Origin of the sequence: Saccharopolyspora flava, from assembly GCF_900116135.1 — a bacterium.
GTDB classification, from domain to species: Bacteria; Actinomycetota; Actinomycetes; order Mycobacteriales; family Pseudonocardiaceae; genus Saccharopolyspora; species Saccharopolyspora flava.
On record NZ_FOZX01000010.1, the window covers coordinates 70981 to 87418 of the forward strand.

Sequence of the window (16438 nt, forward strand, 5' to 3'; positions counted from 1 at the left end):
ATGATCGGCTTCGCGTGGGCCGCAAGACCGAGATCTCATCCTCGCCGGTCACCGGGACGGAGCAACCGCGTTCACCGATTCCGCGCTGCGGTCAGGGTTGTTGTTGCGGGAGTGCGGTGAGCTCTTGGGTGACCTGGACGAGGTCGTCTCCGGTGATGTCGGCGGGGGTGAACACCTCGGCGTAGTGGCCTTCCAGGCGGGCGGCCCAGCCGGTGGTGAGCCCGGCCCGCTTCGCGCCGTGGCAGTCGAAGGCGTGCACGGCGACCAGCGCGACCTCGTGCGGAGCCCGCCCGATCCGTTCGAGCGCGTGCTCGTAGACGTGGACCGGGGGTTTCCAGCTGCGGGCCTCGGCGACGCTGATGACCTGCTCGACGTGGTGGGCGAGTCCGGTGCGCTCCAGGAACGCCGAGGTGGTCTCGGCCGTGCCGTTGCTCAAGCAGACGACGGAGATCCCGGCCTCGGTCAGCACGCGCATCGCCGGTTCGGCATCGGGGTGCGCGGGCAGCGCGCCGAACCCGGCGAGCACGTGCGCGACACCGTCCTCGCTGATCCGGCCGCGCGACAGGGTCCGCAGCGTGGACGCGGCGACGGTCGGGAAGTCCGCGTAGTCCCCGGCCAGGCTCAACGCCATCCCGTCCCGCAACAACCGGTCGAACCACCGCTCCACCAGCTCGGGAGGCAACCCGGCCTCGGCGAACTGAGGCCGCAGCGGCTCCAGAGCCATGAGCGTCTCCACCACGTCGAACGCCACCACCCGCGGCCGCATCGGCATGCCGGCCCCTCCCCGAACTCGACGACAACGCCGCCCCGATTCGTACCGCCCCGCGCAACACCACGCCAGAGAGCGATCTGCCCGCACCTCTGCCCTTCGGTGCCTGGTGATGTGGGGGCCGGGAGGTGAGTCTGGGAGCGATGGGCAATGCGCGGAGCTCGGAACGAGGGAGGGACGCCCGGGTTGAGGCGTCCCGGGCTGGCGGGCATCAGAGGGCTTCGGGTGTCGCGCCGGGGGATTTGCTGGGGTTGCAGCGTGTGGTTGGGAATCGGGCTGCGAGTGCTGTGGTGCAGCGGGCGGGGGAGCGGTCGGTGGCCGCGCCGGACGGCGGTTGGTGGTTGGGCAAGCAGGTCAGCGCCCGGAAGTTGGAGTCCGACCTGATGCGGCGGCTGAAGCAAGGACCGCTGTTCAGCGCTGACGAGGTGCGTGCCATCCGGGAGCAGGAGCGGGGCTGGTTGGCGTTGACCGGGATCGGCACCTACGACGACGCCGTGGCCTACTCCCGCAACGGCGAGTACTACGACTGGCTCCGGCTCTCCCCGGGCAAGCGGCTGCTCATCGCCACGCTGGAGTTCCGGGAACGGGTGCGCGGCGGGGAGCAGGGCAGCCCCGCCTACACCCTCGGCCGCACGCTGACCGCGAACACGCTGGATCCGAGTGGCCGCGCACCGCTGGACGCCGAGCGGGACGCGCAGATCCGCAACGCCTTCGTCGACACCCTGCACCCGGCGGAACCCACCGGGCGCAGCGACCCCGCGGCCGAGGCGAAGCAGGCCAACGCGCAACAGCTGCTGACCAGGGTGTTCCTGATCCTGCAGAACGGCCTGAAGATTCGGCCCGGTCCCGGCCAGGAGCACATCGACTACCGCGACGGCGACGTGGCGCGGGCGCTCGCGCACGGCGGGCGAGTCAACATCCGGATTCCGCCGCTGTCCGGGGAAGTCCCCGGCTGCTACGAACTGGCGCAGTGGCTGGAGATCACCGATGAGCGCGGCGAGCTCACCGACCGGGTCAGCGAACGTACGTACGCGACCCATTACCAGTCGATCGGGCGCGAACGAGGGGATCGCGAGGGGAAGTTCAAGGAACGCGGCGGCTTGATCTCCTCGGCGCGCAACCTGGCCACGCAGCTCACCAAGGATCCGGTGCTGGTGCTGGGGATGAACGCGGGCATGACCGGGTTGAACAAGTTCGACTGCAACGGTGATGTGGTCATGCCCGACGGTGCGCACGGACACCTGCTGCTGATCTACACGCCACCGCAGCCGAACACGGCGGGTTCGCTGGTCGTCGGGCTGGAGACGCTCGCACCCGGCAACCACAACAGTCCCGTCGGCTACGAGCACACTTGGCGTTCGACGGAAGCCAGGGCCAACCCCGAGTCCAGCGTGCACGGCCACAAGCAGGACAAGATCGGCGCGGGCAAGCTGAGCGAGAACCAGCGCTACGTCAACCTCGCCGAGTTCGGTGGCCCGGAGACGCCCTGGCCGAAGTTCCTGCGGGACGTGGAACGCGACTACAAAGCGAGGATGAGCGCGGCCCGCGATGTCGACGAACAACGAGAGCTGGTCACCCGGCTCGTCGGCCCTCGCGGCGAGGGTCGCTTCCCGCAGGCCTGACGTCAGCCGACCTCGAGGACGAGCTTGCCGCCGGGCTTGCCGGACAGGCTCAGCTCTGCGGCCTCGCGCCACTTCTCCAGCGGGTAGGTCCCGGCGATCGGGATCGAGAACCGGCCCTCGGCGGCCAGTTGCGCGTACTCGCCGAGGACGTGGTTGTGGTACTCGTGGCCCTCCTCGCCAAACTGGAACCGCACGCCGAGTTCCTGCGCCGCCTCGAAATCGCTCATGGTGAGCGCGTTTTCGGGACGCGTCACGGTCTTGACCACCTCGGGCAGCGAGTTGCTGACCGGCGCGGCGTCGAAGGCCAGATCCACCGGGCCACCGGCGATCTCGCGCACGCGCTCGCCCATCCCGTCGCCGTAGGTGGTGACCTCGGCGCCCAGCGCCCGCAGCGCGTCGGCGTGGGTCGTGCCTGCCGTGGCGATCACGCGGGCGCCGTAGCGCAGCGCGATCTGAGTCGCCGCGAACCCCACGGTGCTGCCCGCGCCGTGGACCAGCACGGTCAGCCCCTGCGCGGCATCGCGGCGCACGCCCAGTCCGTGCAGGCCACGGTGAGCGGTCTCCACGGCCATCGGCAGGGCGGCGGCCTCCGCCGGGTCCAGGTTCGCGGGTCGCGGGAACCAGACGTCCAGGAGTGCCTGGTCGGACGCGCCCGCCGTCGGCCCGGTGAACGGCACCGGGCCGAACACCTCGTCACCTGCGGCGACGTCGGTGACCCCGTCGCCCACCGCGTCGACCGTGCCCGCGACCTCCAGGCCGATGCCCCTGGGCAGGTCGCCGGGGAACAGCCCGCCGGCCAGCGCCCAGTCCGCCGGGGTCAGCCCGCAGGACCGCACGGAGACCCGGATCTGCGCAGGTCCCGGGGTGGGTGCTTCGACCTCCTCGAGCTGCAGGACGTCGAGCGCGGGACCGGTCTGGTGAAAGCGAAGGCTTCGCACTTCATGCCTCCCAAGTTCGAAGTGACAGCAGATGCTGTCATCACTCACGGTACCAGGTGATGACAGCATCTGCTGTCACCTACGATGGCCCCATGGCACGCTGGGAGGGCAACACGCGCAGCCGCTTGGAACGAGCGGCCCTGGACCTGTTCACCGAGCAGGGCTACGACCGCACGACCGTCAGCCAGATCGCGCAGCGCGCGAACCTCACCGAACGCTCCTTCTACCGCTGGTTCAGCGACAAGCGCGAAGCCCTCTTCGGCGGCAGCGAGGAACTGGAGCAACGCCTCGTGGCGGAGATCGGCACGGTTCCCGAAGGCGAGAGCGCTCTCGACACCCTCATGATCGCCCTCGCCGCAGGCCCGGAAGTGTTCCGCCCCAAGGACTTCCTCCGCGAACGCTCAGCGCTCATCGCCGCGAACCCGGCCCTGCGCGAACGCGAACTCGTCAAGCTCGCCGCCCTCGGCGAAGCCCTCACCGAAGCCCTGACGGAACGAGGCCACGACCCCCAAACCGCCCGCCTCGCCACCGAAGCAGCCCTCGCCATCGCCCGCCTCGCCGGAGAGCGCTGGGCCGCCGACGACACCACCACCTACGACGAAGCCCTCACCACCAGCAGAACAGACCTGCGCAACATCCTCACCAGTTGATCTGGCGGTTCCGTATCGTGCCGGGGTCGGGTCGTTGCGGGTGGAAGGTGATGTTGTGGTGGATGCGGCCGGGGCCAGGTCGGCGAAGCCCGTTCGGGCGGCGGCGGGAAGCTTCGTGGGGGCGGTGGTGGAGTGGTACGACTTCCTGCTCTACGGGATCGTTGCGGCGGTCGTGTTCAACGACGCGTTCTTTCCCGACATCAGCCCGCTCGCCGGGACGCTCGCGGCGTTCGCCACGTTCGGTGTCGGGTTCATCTTCCGGCCGCTGGGCGGGGTGTTCTTCGGGCACTTCGGCGACAAGATCGGGCGCAAGACGATGCTGGTGTGGACGGTGTCGATCATGGGTGTGTCCACCGCCCTGATCGGGCTGCTGCCGACCTACGCCAGCGTCGGGTGGTGGGCGCCGTTGCTGCTGGTCGTGCTGCGCGCGATCCAGGGTTTTGCCGTGGGTGGCGAGTGGGGTGGTGCGGCGCTGATGGCCGTCGAGAACGCGCCGGCGAAGCTCAAGGCGTTCTTCAGCAGCGGCGTGCAGGTCGGCTACTCGGTCGGACTCCTGCTGGCCACCGGCGTGGCGGCCGGGATGCAGGCGTTCACCAGCGACTCCGCGTTCCACAGCTGGGGCTGGCGGGTCCCGTTCCTGATCAGCGTCGTGTTCGTGGCGATCGCGCTGTGGATCCGCGCCGGCGTGCCGGAGAGCGAGGTGTTTCGCGAGCAGGCTACCGAGCGGAAGCTGCCGGTCCTCGACGCCCTCAAGCGGCACCCGGCCGCGTTCTTCCAGATCATCGGGCTGCGGCTGGGTGAGCTGCTGACGATGTACATCGTCACGACCTTCGCGCTGGCCTACGCGACCAAGCAGTACGGCTTCGACTCCGGGTTCATGCTCACCGTCGCGTTGCTGGTCGGCGGCATCGGCATCGTCACGATCCCGCTGTTCGCCTGGATCTCCGACCGCTACGGCCACAAACCCGTGTTCATCACCGGCGCGGTGATCGGTGCGCTCGGCGCCGTGCCCTACTTCCTGTCCATGCAGGCGGGCTCGGAGATCCTCGTCGTGGTCTGCTCGGTCGTGCTGGTCAACATCGCGCACGACCTGATCGTCTGCGTGCAGCAACCCCTGCTCACCGAGCTGTTCGGCGCCGAATACCGCTACAGCGGAGCCGGATTGGGCTACCAGGTCGCCGCAGCGATCGGCGGCGGGTTCACCCCCGCCATCGCGACGGCGCTCGTCCTGCTCGGCGACGGCGACTGGCACTGGGTCGCCGCCTACCTCGCCGCCGGATGCCTCATCTCAGCCCTGGTCGCACTCACCCTCAAACCGGCCGACCGCGCCGTGGAATCCACCCGCACCTCCGCCTGAACGAGCCTGCACATCGCTGCGCGGCCCGGGCGGATGTCGAGTCCGCCCGGGCCTTCCCGTTATCGGGGGCGCTCTTCGACGACTGCGATGACGTCGCCGTCGACCGCGGGCGGCTGTGCGCCGTCCCTGCGCAGCACTTGGGCGAGCCGGTCGCAAACCCGCGCGAGCTCTTCGTGCTCGTCCCGGGTGGTGTGACCGGCTTCGACGTTGTCCACGGCCGAGGCGATCGCCACGAGCGCTCCGCGCATGACGTTCGCGATGGTGTTCACGGCGCCACCGGTGGCGCGGGCGGCATCGGAACACCGGCGAGTTCGTGGGTGACGACGTTGCAGGCCGCGCACGTGGGCAAGAACCACGCCTCCGCGCAGGTGTCGGCGATCTCCGCCGATCCGCAGAGCGCCTGGAACTGCTGTCCGTCGGCGGGCACGCCGGTGGTGGCGTGTCTGCTGGTGCTGCCCGGTCGCCAGCTGAACGGGTGCGGCCTAAAGCTCGTCATCGAGTCCCCAGTGCGTTGTGATCATTGGAACGGGTAACAGAGTGACAGGTGGTAACGACCCGGGCAACGAACCGTTCGGGTGATCTACCTGCACGAACGGGCGTCTGGTTATGCTCCGGTACATGGCTGGTAACACCCGGCGAACCATCAAGGCCCGCGTCTTCGGAGCCGAACTCCGCGCTGCCCGCGAGGCTTCCGGCCTCGGACTGCGCGGCCTCGCCGCACTTCTGGACACCTCGCACGCAACCGTGTCCCGCTGGGAAACCGGCGCCCGGCGGCCGGGAGTTGCCGAGGTCGCCGCGTACTTGCAGGCGGTTCGGGCATCGGCGGAGGTGCGCGACCGGCTCCTCGAGATCGCGGGCGAACCCGACGCGCCGCGGTGGCTGTCGATCGGAATGCCCGAGCAACCACGTCAGCTCGCGACGCTGCTGGAGATAGAGCGCGCGGCTACCAGGATCACGACCGTTTCGCCCTTGCTGGTACCAGGTCTGATGCAGACCGCGGATTACGCGCGGGAGATCATGATCGCGGCCGAGGTTCCCGCTTCCGAGATCGACACGCGGGTGGCTGTGCGGCTGGGGCGCCGTGACGCCATCAACCGGAAGAAACCGGCGCAACTGCACGCCTTCGTCGGTGAACTCGCGCTCCGCCAGGAGATCGGCGGCGACGAGACCATGGCTGATCAGCTGCGTGAACTGCTGAAGCTCGCCGAGCAGCCCAACGTCGAGTTGCGGGTGGTGCCGATCCGCACGGGGTGGCATGCCGGTCTTGAAGGCCCGTTCGTCCTGGTCGAGTTCGACGATCGCGACCCGGTGATCAGCATCGAGAATCGCGTCAGCGCGATTTATCTCGACGAACCCGAAGATGTCTCGGCATACCGCGCTGCATTGCCTAGGGTTGAGCAGGTGGCGATGAGTCCAGCGGAGTCCAGCTCGTTCATCGCCGACATCGTCAAGGAACGGGAGGAACAGGATGCATGATCACACCGGTCCGACCGGATGGCGCAAGAGTTCCCGCAGCTCGCAGGTCGACAACTGCGTCGAGGTGGGCCGGATCAGCGATGGCGCTGCGGTGCGCGACACCAAGGACAGAGCGGCGGGTTTCTTCACCGCGTCCAGTGACCAGTGGTCGTCGTTCATCCGTGCGGTGAAGGCGGAGAAGTTCGATCACCAGTGATCACGGCTCGTCCGGTGCCCCCGCTCCTCTCCGCCGGGTAGGCGGGGGTGCCGTTGTCGTGACCGGAGATCTGGTGTCCTCTTAGCAGGTCAGGGGTACCGCGGGTGCTGATGCCCGGTTGCCGGGAGTTACCGTGCGGGCTATGGATTTCGCCGATCAGGTTGTCGTGGTGACCGGAGGCGGGCGCGGACTGGGTGCCGCGCTGGTGCGCGCGTTCGCGGGGCAGGGCGCTCGGGTCGTGATCGACTACCGCCGCAGCCGCGAGCAGGCCGAGGCGCTGGCCGACGAGCTCGGCGACCGGGTGGTCGCCGTCGCGGCCGACGTCACCGACCGGGCCCAGGTCGACGCCCTGTTCGCCGCCGCGCGTGAGCGTTTCGGGACTCCGGTGACGACCGTGGTCAACAACGCTCTCGCCGACTTCACCTTCAACGGCGACGCGCGCTCGCACGCCGACGCGATCACGTGGGAGGAGTTCTCCGGGCAGTTCGAGGGCAGCGTCCGAGGCGCGCTGAACGTCGCGCAGGCGGCGCTGCCGGGCATGCGGGAGCTCGGGGCCGGCCGGATCGTCAACGTCGGGACGAACCTGTTCCAGAACCCGGTCGTGCCCTACCACGACTACACGGCCGCGAAGGCCGCGCTGCTGTCGCTGACCCGCACCCTCGCCGCCGACCTCGGGCCCGAGGGGATCACGGTCAACATGGTCTCGGGCGGGCTGCTGCGCACCACCGACGCGAGCGCCGCCACCCCGGAGGAGGTGTTCGACGCGATCGCCGCGAACACGCCGCTGCGTCGCGTGGTGACTCCGGAGGAGTTCGCCGACGCGGCCCTGTTCTTCGCCTCGCCGTGGTCGCGGGCGATCACGGGTCAGAACCTGGTGGTCGACGGCGGCCTGGTCAACGACTGACCGAGTCGATCACGTCGAGTGGCTGATCGGTCGCTGCCCGTTCCGATACGGTGTGATCATGACCGACGAGACCAGGGGAGTCGAGCCGGGGATCGAGGTTTCGGACGTCGACCTCACCCGGCCGAGCATCGCCCGGATGTACGACTACCTGCTCGGCGGTTCCGCCAACTTCGAGGTGGACCGCCGGGCGGCCGAGCACGCGCTGGAGCTCGTCCCGACCGAACGGGACTACAGCTACGCGAACCGGTCGTTCCTCGGCCGCGCGGTCCGGTACCTGGCGACCGAGGCCGGGATCGACCAGTTCCTCGACCTGGGATCCGGTGTCCCCACGGTCGGCAACGTGCACGAGATCGCGCGCGAGCACTGCCCGCGCGCGAAGGTCGCCTACGTCGACTGGGAACCCGTCGCCTGCCATCACGCCCGCCACCTCATCGGCGACGACCCGCAGGTCTCGGTCACCGAACTCGACGTCAGCGACGCCGAAGCAGTCCTCAGCGCCCCGGGAGTGGCGGGCCTGCTGGACTTCTCGAAACCGGTCGCGGTCCTGGCCTTCGGCATCCTCGACCTCGTCCCGGATCCCAACGGCGCGGCCCTGGTCAAGCGCTACCGCGACGCCTGCGTCCCCGGCAGCGCCCTGGCGGTGTCCAACAACGCCCAGCTCTCGCGCACCGACGCCGACATCGAAGCCCTCCGCTCCCTGCTCGCGGGAACCTCCACCCCGCACCTGCACATCCGCACCCCGGACGAGGTCGCAGCCCTGTTCCCGGGCTACACCCTGGTCGACCCGGGGATCGTCCCCGCAGCCCACTGGCGCCCCGACACCCCGGTCACCGACGAGGAGGCGAACGACGGCAACGTCCTGGGCGGAGTCGGAATCCTCGGCGCGTAGCCGTACCGGAGCGCGGTTCGGGGGCAGCGTGATGTTGCGTTCGGTCTCCGCGGGTGGTGATTCGGGAGGGCCGCTTCGGGGGTGCGGGGGGTTTTGGAGGGGGACAGTTTTTGCCCTAATTGTCCTCCGCCCCACGAAACGGCAGTTCTGGCAAAAACTGTCGCCCTCCCGGTGCCCGGGAACACCGGGAGAGCGCATCGGGGGTGAGGATCACCAGACGGTGTAGCCGCCGTCGATGACGAGGTCTGTGCCGGTGCAATAGGTGCTGGCGTCGGAGGCGAGGAAGACGACCGCCGGGGCGATCTCGGTGGGTTCGGCGACGCGGTTCATCGGGGTGCCGTCGAGCCAGACCGCGCGCCACTCCTCGTTGGCGAGGCCCTGCTTGGTCAGCGGGGTGCCGACGTAGCCGGGGGAGATGGAGTTGACCCGCACCCCGCGCGGCGACCACTCGCCGGCCAGCGACTTGGTGAGGTGGATGACGCCGGCCTTCGCGGCGTTGTAGGCGGCCTGGGGTTGCGGGCGGTTGGCGATGTGGCCGCTCATGCTGCCGGTGTTGATGATGCTGCCCGAACCCTGCGCCAGCATCCGCCTGCCCGCCGCCTGGCAGCTGTAGAACACGCCGTCGAGGTTCACCGACATGACCCGGCGCCAGTCGGCCGGATCGACGTCCTCGCTGGGCTGGTTGTGCACGATGCCCGCGTTGTTGACCGCGATGTCGAGCGAACCGGCCGCGCCGGCCACCTGCCCGAAAGCCGCGTCGACGGCGGCGGGGTCGGTGACGTCGGCGGCGACGAACTCGACGCCGTGGCGCTCGGCCGCGGCCCCGCCGACTTCGGGATTGATGTCGCAGATGAACACGCGGGCGCCCGCGTCGCGCAGGCCGAGCACGATGGCCTCGCCGATGCCCTGCGCGCCACCGGTGACGATCGCGGTCCTGCCGCTGAGGCTGAAGAGGTCGGTCATGGCTCCTCCTTGAGGCTCGGGGTCACTCGGCGTTGGCCAGGTACACGGGCCGCAGCCCGTCGTAGAGGCCGCGGTGGACCGGGAAGATCCGGTCGTAGACCCGGGCTGGTTCCCGTTCGGGCGCGAAGGTGCGCTCCACGCCCACCCCGGCCAGGGCCTCGTCGAAATCGCGCCAGCGGCCGGACCCGACCCCGGCGGCCAGCGCCGCGCCGTAGGCCCCGCCCTCTGACGACGCGGTCACCACGTCGATCTCGCGGTCGAGGACGTCGGCGAGCATCTGCAGCCACAGCGACTCGCTCGTCGCACCGCCGGAGGCGATGACGCGCTCGCACTCCAGCCCGGCGTCGCGGCACACCTCCAGGATCTCCCGCAGGTTCAGCAGCACCCCCTCCATCACGCTGCGCGCCAGGTGCCCGGCGTGGTGGATCGGGGTGAGCCCCACCCACGTCCCGGTCGCCTCCGGCGCGACGTGCGGGGAGCGCTCGCCCAGCAGGTACGGCAGGAACCGCAGCCCGTCCGAACCCGGGTCGACGGCCTTGGCGAGGCTGATCAGCCGGTCGAACGAGATCGGTTCGGTGGCCGCCACCGGCGCCAGCGCGTCCCGCAACCACTGGAAGGCCCCGCCCGCGCTCAGCGACACGCCCATGCAGTGCCAGCGCCCGGGCGCGTTGCCGCAGGACACCTGGACGCGTCCGCCGGGGTTGTCCGGGCAGGAGGCCGCGCCACCGGCGACGATGCCCGCGGTGCCGATGGTGAACCCGACTGAACCGGCGTCGACCAGCCCCATCGCCGTGGTCTGGATGACGGCGTCGCCGCCCCCGCCGAACACCGGTGTCCCGTCGGGGACGTTCCACCGCCGCACCAGTTCCGGGGTGAGCCGCCCGGTCTGCTCGACGGACTCCACGGCCTCCGGCAGCAGGGATCGATCGATGTCGAGCAGCTCCAGCAGTTCGTCGGACCAGACGCGTCGCGCCACGTCGAACAGTCCGGTGCCCGAGGCGTCGGAGACGTCGGTGGCGTACGCGCCGGTCATCCGGAACCGCAGGTAGTCTTTGGGGTTGAGGACGTGCGCGGTCCGCTCGAACAGCTCCGGTTCGTTCTCCCGGAACCAGACGATCTTGCCTCCGGTGAAGCCCGGCAGCATCCGGTTGCGCGTCATGCGCAGCAGTTCGTCGAGCCCACCGGCGCGTTCGGTGATCCGGTCGCACTGCGGGGCCGCGCGCTGGTCGTTCCACAGGATCGCGTGCCGCAGCGGCTGGCCGGTGGCATCGAGGGCGGTGAGGCCGTGCATCTGGCCGCACAGACCGATTCCCGTCACCTCCCGGCCGCGTTCGGGCAGCGAGGCGGTCAGCGCGGTGATCGCCTCGTCGGTGGCGCGCCACCACTCGGCCGGGTCCTGCTCGGCCCAGCCCTGCCGGAGGTTGATCATCGGGTAGTCGCGGCTCTGCTTGGCGACCACGTCGCCGTCGCCGTTGACGGCGATCGCCTTGCAGGTGGAGGTGCCCAGATCGATGCCGATGAGCATGCTGCTACGTCCTTCCGCGCCTCATCGCGCGCCGTGGCGAAGCCGGATGTGCTTGAGCTGCAAGTAGGATTCGAGCCCTTCGTGGCCGTGCTCGGAACCGAAGCCGCTTTCCCGCCGGCCGCCGTAGGGGGCGTTCATGATGCCGGCGTCGACGTTGTTGACCGCGACGTTGCCGAAGTCGAGTTCCCGTGCGAGAGCGAAGGTTTCGCGCGTGTCGTCGGTGTAGGCGTAGGCGGCGAGACCGCCGGGTGCGGCGTTGGCGCGTTCGATCGCGTCGTCGAGATCGGTGAAGCGCGCGACGCCGACGAGCGGGCCGAAGGTCTCCTCGTGCATCACCAGCGCCTCGTCCGCCGCGTCGTCGACCACCGTGGGGCGCAGGAACAAACCGGGGGAGAGCTCGGTGACCGGTCCGCCCCCGGCGACGATCCTGGCGCCGCGGTCGCGGGCGTCGGCGATGTGGTCGAGGGTGCGCTGGTAGGTCTCGTCCATCGTCATTGAGCCGACGTCGGCGGAGGGGACCTCGATGCCGTCGGCGACCTTGAGCGCGTCGGCGGCGGCCGCGAGCCCGGCGACGAACTCGTCGTGCACGGCGTCGTGGACGTAGATCCGGTTGATGGCGATGCAGATCTGCCCGGCGTTGCGGAACGAGCGCCGCGCCGCACCGGTGATCGCGGCACCGATGTCGGCCCGCTCGGTGACGATCATCGGGCAGCTGCCGCCGAGTTCCAGCGACAGCGGCGTGATCCCGTTGACCGAGCGGGAGATCGCCTGCCCGGTGCGCATCGACCCGGTGAAGGCGATCTTGGCGATCGCCGGGTGCTCCACGAGCGCCTGCCCGGTCCGCCCGTCGCCGTGGACGATGTTGACCACACCCGGCGGGAAGACCTCGGCGACGCACTCGGACAGGATCTGCGCGCAGCCCGGCGTGTACTCGGAGGGCTTGAGGACGATGGTGCAGCCGGCGGCCGTCGCCCCGGCCAGCTTCCAGCCGATCAGCTCGATCGGGTAGTTCCAGGGCACGATGCCCGCGACCGGGCCGATCGGTTCCTTCTCGACGATGCTGGTGAAACCCGCGGTGTCGTTGGGGATCGTGCGGCCGAACACCCGCTGGGCCTCTTCGGCGTAGTAGTGCAGCGCCGTGACGAACTTGCGGACCTCGCCGCGCGCCTCGTCGAGCGGTTTTCCCTGCTCGCGGGTGATGGAGGCGGCCATCTCGTCGACCCGCGGCGCGCACGCCGCCGCCAGGTCGTGCAGGTACCGGGCGCGGTCGGCCGGGAGCGTCTTGCGCCAGGACCGGAAGGCGGTCGCGGCCGAGGCCACCGCCGCGTCGACGTCCGCGGCCGACGAGCGGGCGGCGATCGCGACGAGCTCACCGGTCGCGGGATTGTGCCGCTCGATCGTGTCAGCGGGATCGTCGTGCCAGGTGCCGGAGTGGAAGTTCCGGCAGGTGATGACGTGGTGGTGAGGCATCCGGCTCTGCTTTCTCGGCGTTGAGGCGAGATCCGGCGATGGTCAGCGTTGCGTCTCGAAGCGGTGGAGCGCGGCGCGGCCGATCCGGCCCGCTGCCGATGCGAAGGTGTCGTGACGTTGACTTCGTATGATGATCGGACGATAGTTCTCGCATGGCCGCGTCGCAACCCTCGATCATGGGCGCCGAAACTCCGCGCGCCCCAGCGGAAAGGCCGCCTCGCCTTCCCGAGGTCGTGGCCGAGCGGCTGCAGAACGACCTGCTCGCGCAGGGATTGCGCCCCGGGGACCGGTTGCCGACCGAACCGCAGCTCGTCGAGCGCTACGGGGTGAGCCGCACGGTCATCCGGGAGGCCGGCCGTATCCTGGAGCAGCGCGGGCTGGTCGACATCCGCCCCGGTCGCGGGATGACGGTGTCCACACCGGACGGTTCGGCGGTCGCCCAGCACTACTCGCTGATGCTGGGGATGAACGCGACGACGTTCCAGCAGCTGATGGAGACCCGGCTGATCATCGAGGTCGAGGTGACCGCCCTGGCCGCCACCCGCCGCACCGACGGCGACCTGGCGGAGCTGCGCGCGTCGGTGGACCGCGTGGAGCGGAACATGAACGACTACCGGGTCTGCCTCGAGGAGGACGTGCGCTTCCACGAGATCGTCACCCGCGCCGGCGGGAACCCGTTCTTCTCCTGGTTCATGGACCCGATCAACACCTGCCTGCGCGAGTCCTACCGCGACGCCGACTCCTACCCGGCGAGCCTGCCGCACACGCTCGCCGAGCACGCCCAGATCCTCGACGCCATCGCCGCAGGCGACGCGGAAGCGGCCCGCCACGCCGCCCGCACCCACCTCAACCGGGTCGTCGCACAACAACACGACCTCGTCCCCGCAACAGCACCCGAGGCACCCCGGACCTGACCGCGCCCCGTCGCCGGGCTTCCCGACTCCCGTGACGGCGTTCGTCGCCTGGGGGCAGTTTTAGCCATAACTGTCCAGTAGCCGAGTAGCGGGTCCCGGGACAGTTATGGCTAAAACTGCCCCCAGGCGCCCCACGCCGAGGCCCGGGTCGACCGGGCGAACGACCGCAGCGCGATACCGCCTCGAAACCGCGGACGCCGCGCGTCCGGGTGGGTTCTGCCGGTTGGAGCAGAGGAGTCACCGGTCTTGCGGTGCCGGGGGTATCCGCGGCCGCGCGAACATGATCAGGTGTCTCCGTCCGATGGGAATCTGGACCAGGCCGAAGCAGAGAAGGAAATCCAACGATTCACGGGGCGGAATCTCCGCATCCGCCCTGGCTGCAGGGTGCATCGCGTCAAGTTCACGACCGAGAGCGGGGTGCAGCAGCCCACGACCGTCTGCGGTCAACTGATCAGCCGGTCCCCGCTGTTCACGTGCGAGGCGGTCGAGCTGAGAGCCGACTGCAAGCGATGCCGGAGGCTCTGCGCCACGAGGGACCCGTGGTCGGACGTGGAATTCCCGGAGGACCAGGACGGGCAGATGGCGCTGTTCGAACCGCCCGAAGCCAACCCCGGGGTCGGGGTGTCTAGGTAGGGAACCCGGTAGTTCTGCCCTGGTTGTGGGGGTGCCCGGAGGGGAGGTTGGAGGGTGTCAGCCCCGGACCCCGCGTGAGAGAGCTCGGGCGATGTCTTCGCCCCGAAACAGCGGTGCACTGCCGCATCAGACGTCACACGTGTATCGGAATCCGTGCACCGGCACCTGGATCTGCGACTCCGTGGGCACCCGTGCCGAGCCTGGCCCCGACAGCGCTCGCACGGTGTGCCGGACCCATCGCGAGGCGGTCCGCGTGGCCGTGACCGGCGCTCCCGGCCTCGAGGTTTAGGCGCCGGACCCCGCGTGCGCGCTCACCCAGGGTGAGCCAGGGCTGAGATCAGCGCGCACGCAGGGACATCAACCCGGCCTCAGGCCGTGGCCTTGGCCGCCGCTCGGCCGGCTTGGCGGCCGGAGAACAGGCAGCCTCCGAGGAACGTGCCCTCCAGCGCCCGGTAGCCGTGGACCCCGCCGCCCCCGAAGCCCGACACCTCGCCCGCCGCGTAGAGGCCGGGGATGGGGTTGGCCCGGGCGTCGAGGACCTGGCCGTCGAGGTTGGTCTGCAGCCCGCCGAGGGTCTTGCGGGTCAGCAGGTTCATCCGGATCGCGATCAGCGGGCCCGCCTCGCGATCGAGGATCTTGTGCAGCGGCGTGGTGCGGATGAGGTTGTCGCCGACGTAGGCCAGGGAGTTGCGGATGCCCATGACCTGCTCGTCCTTGGTGTAGTTGTTGTCGACCTGGCGGTCGCGCTGGACGATCTGCCGTTCCAGGTCGGCGGCGTCGAGGAGGTCGTCACCGCTGAGGTCGTTCATCCGGGCCACCAGCTCCGAGATCGTGTTGGCCTGCACGAAGTCCTCGCCGAAGTCCTGGAACGCCTTGACCGGCGGCGGCGTGTCGTTGAGCGCCCGGCTGGCCAGGTAGCCGGCGAGGTCCTTGCGGGTGAGCTCCGGGTTCTGCTCGGAACCGGAGAGGATGAACTCCTTGTCGATGATCCGCTGGTTGAGCACGAACCACGAGTAGTCGTAGCCGGTGTCCTTGATCAGCTTCAGCGTGCCGAGCGTGTCGTAGCTGGGGATGCCGGGGTTGGGGAAGCGCCGGCCGCGCGCGTCGAACCACAGCGACGACGGCGCCGCCAGCACCCGGATCCCGTGATCGGGCCAGATCGGCGTGTGGTTGGCCAAACCCTCGGTGTAGTGCCACATCCGGTCGCGGTTGACCAGCCGCGCACCGGCCTTCTCGGTGATCCCGAGCATCCGGCCGTCGACGTGCGCGGGAACACCGGTGATCATGCGCTTGGGCGGTGCGCCCAGCCACTCCGGCCAGTTCTGCCGCACCAGGTCCTGGTTTCCGCCGATCCCGCCGGAGGTCACGAGGACGACCGGGGCGTGCAGCTCGAAATCACCGATCCTGGTACGGGAACTCGGCTTGCCGCGCGGCGCGTTGCTGGGCTCCAGGACTCCGCCCCGGACGCCGTCGACGACACCGTTGGTGACGGTGAGCTCGTCCACCTGGTGCCGGAACTTGAACGTCACCAGGCCCTTCTCGGCGGCCTCCCGCACGATCTTCTCGAACGGCTCCATCACCCCGGGGCCGGTGCCGAGCGTGAGGTGGAAGCGCGGCACCGAGTTGCCGTGCCCGTCGGCGTGCTGGCCGCCGCGCTCGGCCCAGCCGACGACCGGCACCCACCGCACGCCCAGACCGTGCAGCCAGGAGCGCTTCTCCGTCGCGGCGAACTGCAGGTAGGCCTCGGCCCACTGCGCCGCCCAGTAGTCCTCGCCCAGCGGGTCGTCGACGCCCCGGTCGAAACCGGCGGTGCCGAACCAGTCGGCGCGCGCCAGCTCCAGCGAGTCGCGGATGCCGGCCAGCCGCTGCTCCTCGGAGTCGATGAACATCAGCCCGCCCAGCGACCAGAACGCCTGACCACCGAGACTGGCCTCGGGCTCCTGATCGACCAGCAGCACCTTGCGACCCTGCGCCACCAGCTCCGAGGTCGCTACCAGCCCGGCCAGACCACCGCCCACCACGATCGCGTCGGCATCACCACCGGACGCCGCCGGAGCGGCACCCGCGACGCCCGGGGACATGGCCGCACCCGCGGCGGCCACACCACCGCTGACCAGCATCGAGCGCCGACT

At 70.0% G+C, this 16438-nt stretch carries 16 protein-coding genes; 8 read left to right on the plus strand and 8 right to left on the minus strand.

Annotation, left to right across the window (positions count from 1 at the left end):
• Positions 1-91 precede the first annotated feature (91 nt).
• Positions 92-772, minus strand: a complete 681-nt coding sequence (locus BM424_RS23770; protein ID WP_175548239.1) for a haloacid dehalogenase type II — start codon at positions 770-772, stop codon at positions 92-94.
• A 311-nt stretch (positions 773-1083) separates the two neighbouring features.
• Here BM424_RS23770 and BM424_RS23775 point away from each other — a divergent pair, with 311 nt between their 5' ends.
• A complete protein-coding gene (locus BM424_RS23775; RefSeq protein ID WP_175548240.1) occupies positions 1084-2391 on the plus strand; it encodes a PE-PGRS family protein in 1308 nt (435 codons plus the stop codon).
• A gap of 2 nt (positions 2392-2393) precedes the next feature.
• Here the strand turns inward: BM424_RS23775 and BM424_RS23780 are convergent, their stop codons facing one another.
• Positions 2394-3329, minus strand: a complete 936-nt coding sequence (locus tag BM424_RS23780; RefSeq protein WP_093422178.1) for an NADP-dependent oxidoreductase — start codon at positions 3327-3329, stop codon at positions 2394-2396.
• A gap of 92 nt (positions 3330-3421) precedes the next feature.
• Here BM424_RS23780 and BM424_RS23785 point away from each other — a divergent pair, with 92 nt between their 5' ends.
• Complete coding sequence (locus BM424_RS23785; RefSeq protein ID WP_093422180.1) at positions 3422-3979, plus strand: TetR/AcrR family transcriptional regulator; 558 nt, start codon at positions 3422-3424, stop codon at positions 3977-3979.
• Positions 3980-4037: 58 nt separating this feature from the next.
• Positions 4038-5336 (plus strand): shikimate transporter, encoded by a 1299-nt coding sequence (gene shiA, locus BM424_RS23790; protein WP_281248797.1) that lies wholly within the window; start codon positions 4038-4040, stop codon positions 5334-5336.
• Positions 5337-5395: 59 nt separating this feature from the next.
• Here the strand turns inward: shiA and BM424_RS23795 are convergent, their stop codons facing one another.
• Complete coding sequence (locus BM424_RS23795) at positions 5396-5605, minus strand: hypothetical protein (protein WP_093422185.1); 210 nt, start codon at positions 5603-5605, stop codon at positions 5396-5398.
• Positions 5602-5832, minus strand: a complete 231-nt coding sequence (locus BM424_RS28555; RefSeq protein ID WP_139274146.1) for an HC3 family zinc finger protein — start codon at positions 5830-5832, stop codon at positions 5602-5604. The genes BM424_RS23795 and BM424_RS28555 overlap by 4 nt, the downstream gene beginning before the upstream one ends.
• A 122-nt stretch (positions 5833-5954) precedes the next feature.
• Here BM424_RS28555 and BM424_RS23800 point away from each other — a divergent pair, with 122 nt between their 5' ends.
• From BM424_RS23800 to BM424_RS23815, 4 genes are all read left to right on the plus strand, one after another.
• Positions 5955-6812, plus strand: coding sequence for a helix-turn-helix domain-containing protein (locus BM424_RS23800; protein ID WP_245776087.1), 858 nt, complete (start codon positions 5955-5957; stop codon positions 6810-6812).
• Positions 6805-7008 carry a DUF397 domain-containing protein gene (locus tag BM424_RS23805; RefSeq protein ID WP_093422189.1) on the plus strand — a complete coding sequence of 68 codons (204 nt, stop codon included), beginning with the start codon at positions 6805-6807 and terminating at the stop codon, positions 7006-7008. Before BM424_RS23800 ends, BM424_RS23805 begins: the two co-directional genes overlap by 8 nt.
• A gap of 142 nt (positions 7009-7150) precedes the next feature.
• A complete protein-coding gene (locus BM424_RS23810; RefSeq protein ID WP_093422192.1) occupies positions 7151-7912 on the plus strand; it encodes a 3-oxoacyl-ACP reductase in 762 nt (253 codons plus the stop codon).
• 58 nt (positions 7913-7970) lie between these two features.
• Entirely contained in the window at positions 7971-8801 is an 831-nt protein-coding gene (locus BM424_RS23815; protein WP_093422432.1) for an SAM-dependent methyltransferase, read from the plus strand.
• Positions 8802-9011: 210 nt separating this feature from the next.
• Here BM424_RS23815 and BM424_RS23820 read toward each other — a convergent pair whose 3' ends face one another.
• Genes BM424_RS23820 through BM424_RS23830 form a run of 3 tightly spaced genes read right to left on the minus strand, consistent with a single transcriptional unit; the run spans position 9012 to position 12759 of the window.
• Positions 9012-9764 (minus strand): SDR family oxidoreductase, encoded by a 753-nt coding sequence (locus BM424_RS23820; RefSeq protein WP_093422194.1) that lies wholly within the window; start codon positions 9762-9764, stop codon positions 9012-9014.
• 22 nt (positions 9765-9786) lie between these two features.
• A complete protein-coding gene (xylB, locus tag BM424_RS23825; protein WP_093422197.1) occupies positions 9787-11289 on the minus strand; it encodes a xylulokinase in 1503 nt (500 codons plus the stop codon).
• Positions 11290-11310: 21 nt separating this feature from the next.
• Positions 11311-12759: an aldehyde dehydrogenase family protein gene (locus BM424_RS23830; protein WP_093422199.1), complete on the minus strand. Its 1449-nt coding sequence runs from the start codon at positions 12757-12759 to the stop codon at positions 11311-11313.
• 152 nt (positions 12760-12911) lie between these two features.
• Between BM424_RS23830 and BM424_RS23835 the strand changes: the two genes are divergently transcribed.
• Complete coding sequence (locus tag BM424_RS23835; RefSeq protein ID WP_093422202.1) at positions 12912-13673, plus strand: FadR/GntR family transcriptional regulator; 762 nt, start codon at positions 12912-12914, stop codon at positions 13671-13673.
• A 1001-nt stretch (positions 13674-14674) separates the two neighbouring features.
• On the opposite strand, the gene BM424_RS23850 is transcribed toward BM424_RS23835, so the two are convergent.
• Positions 14675-16387 (minus strand): FAD-binding dehydrogenase, encoded by a 1713-nt coding sequence (locus BM424_RS23850; protein ID WP_217649825.1) that lies wholly within the window; start codon positions 16385-16387, stop codon positions 14675-14677.
• Positions 16388-16438 lie beyond the last annotated feature (51 nt).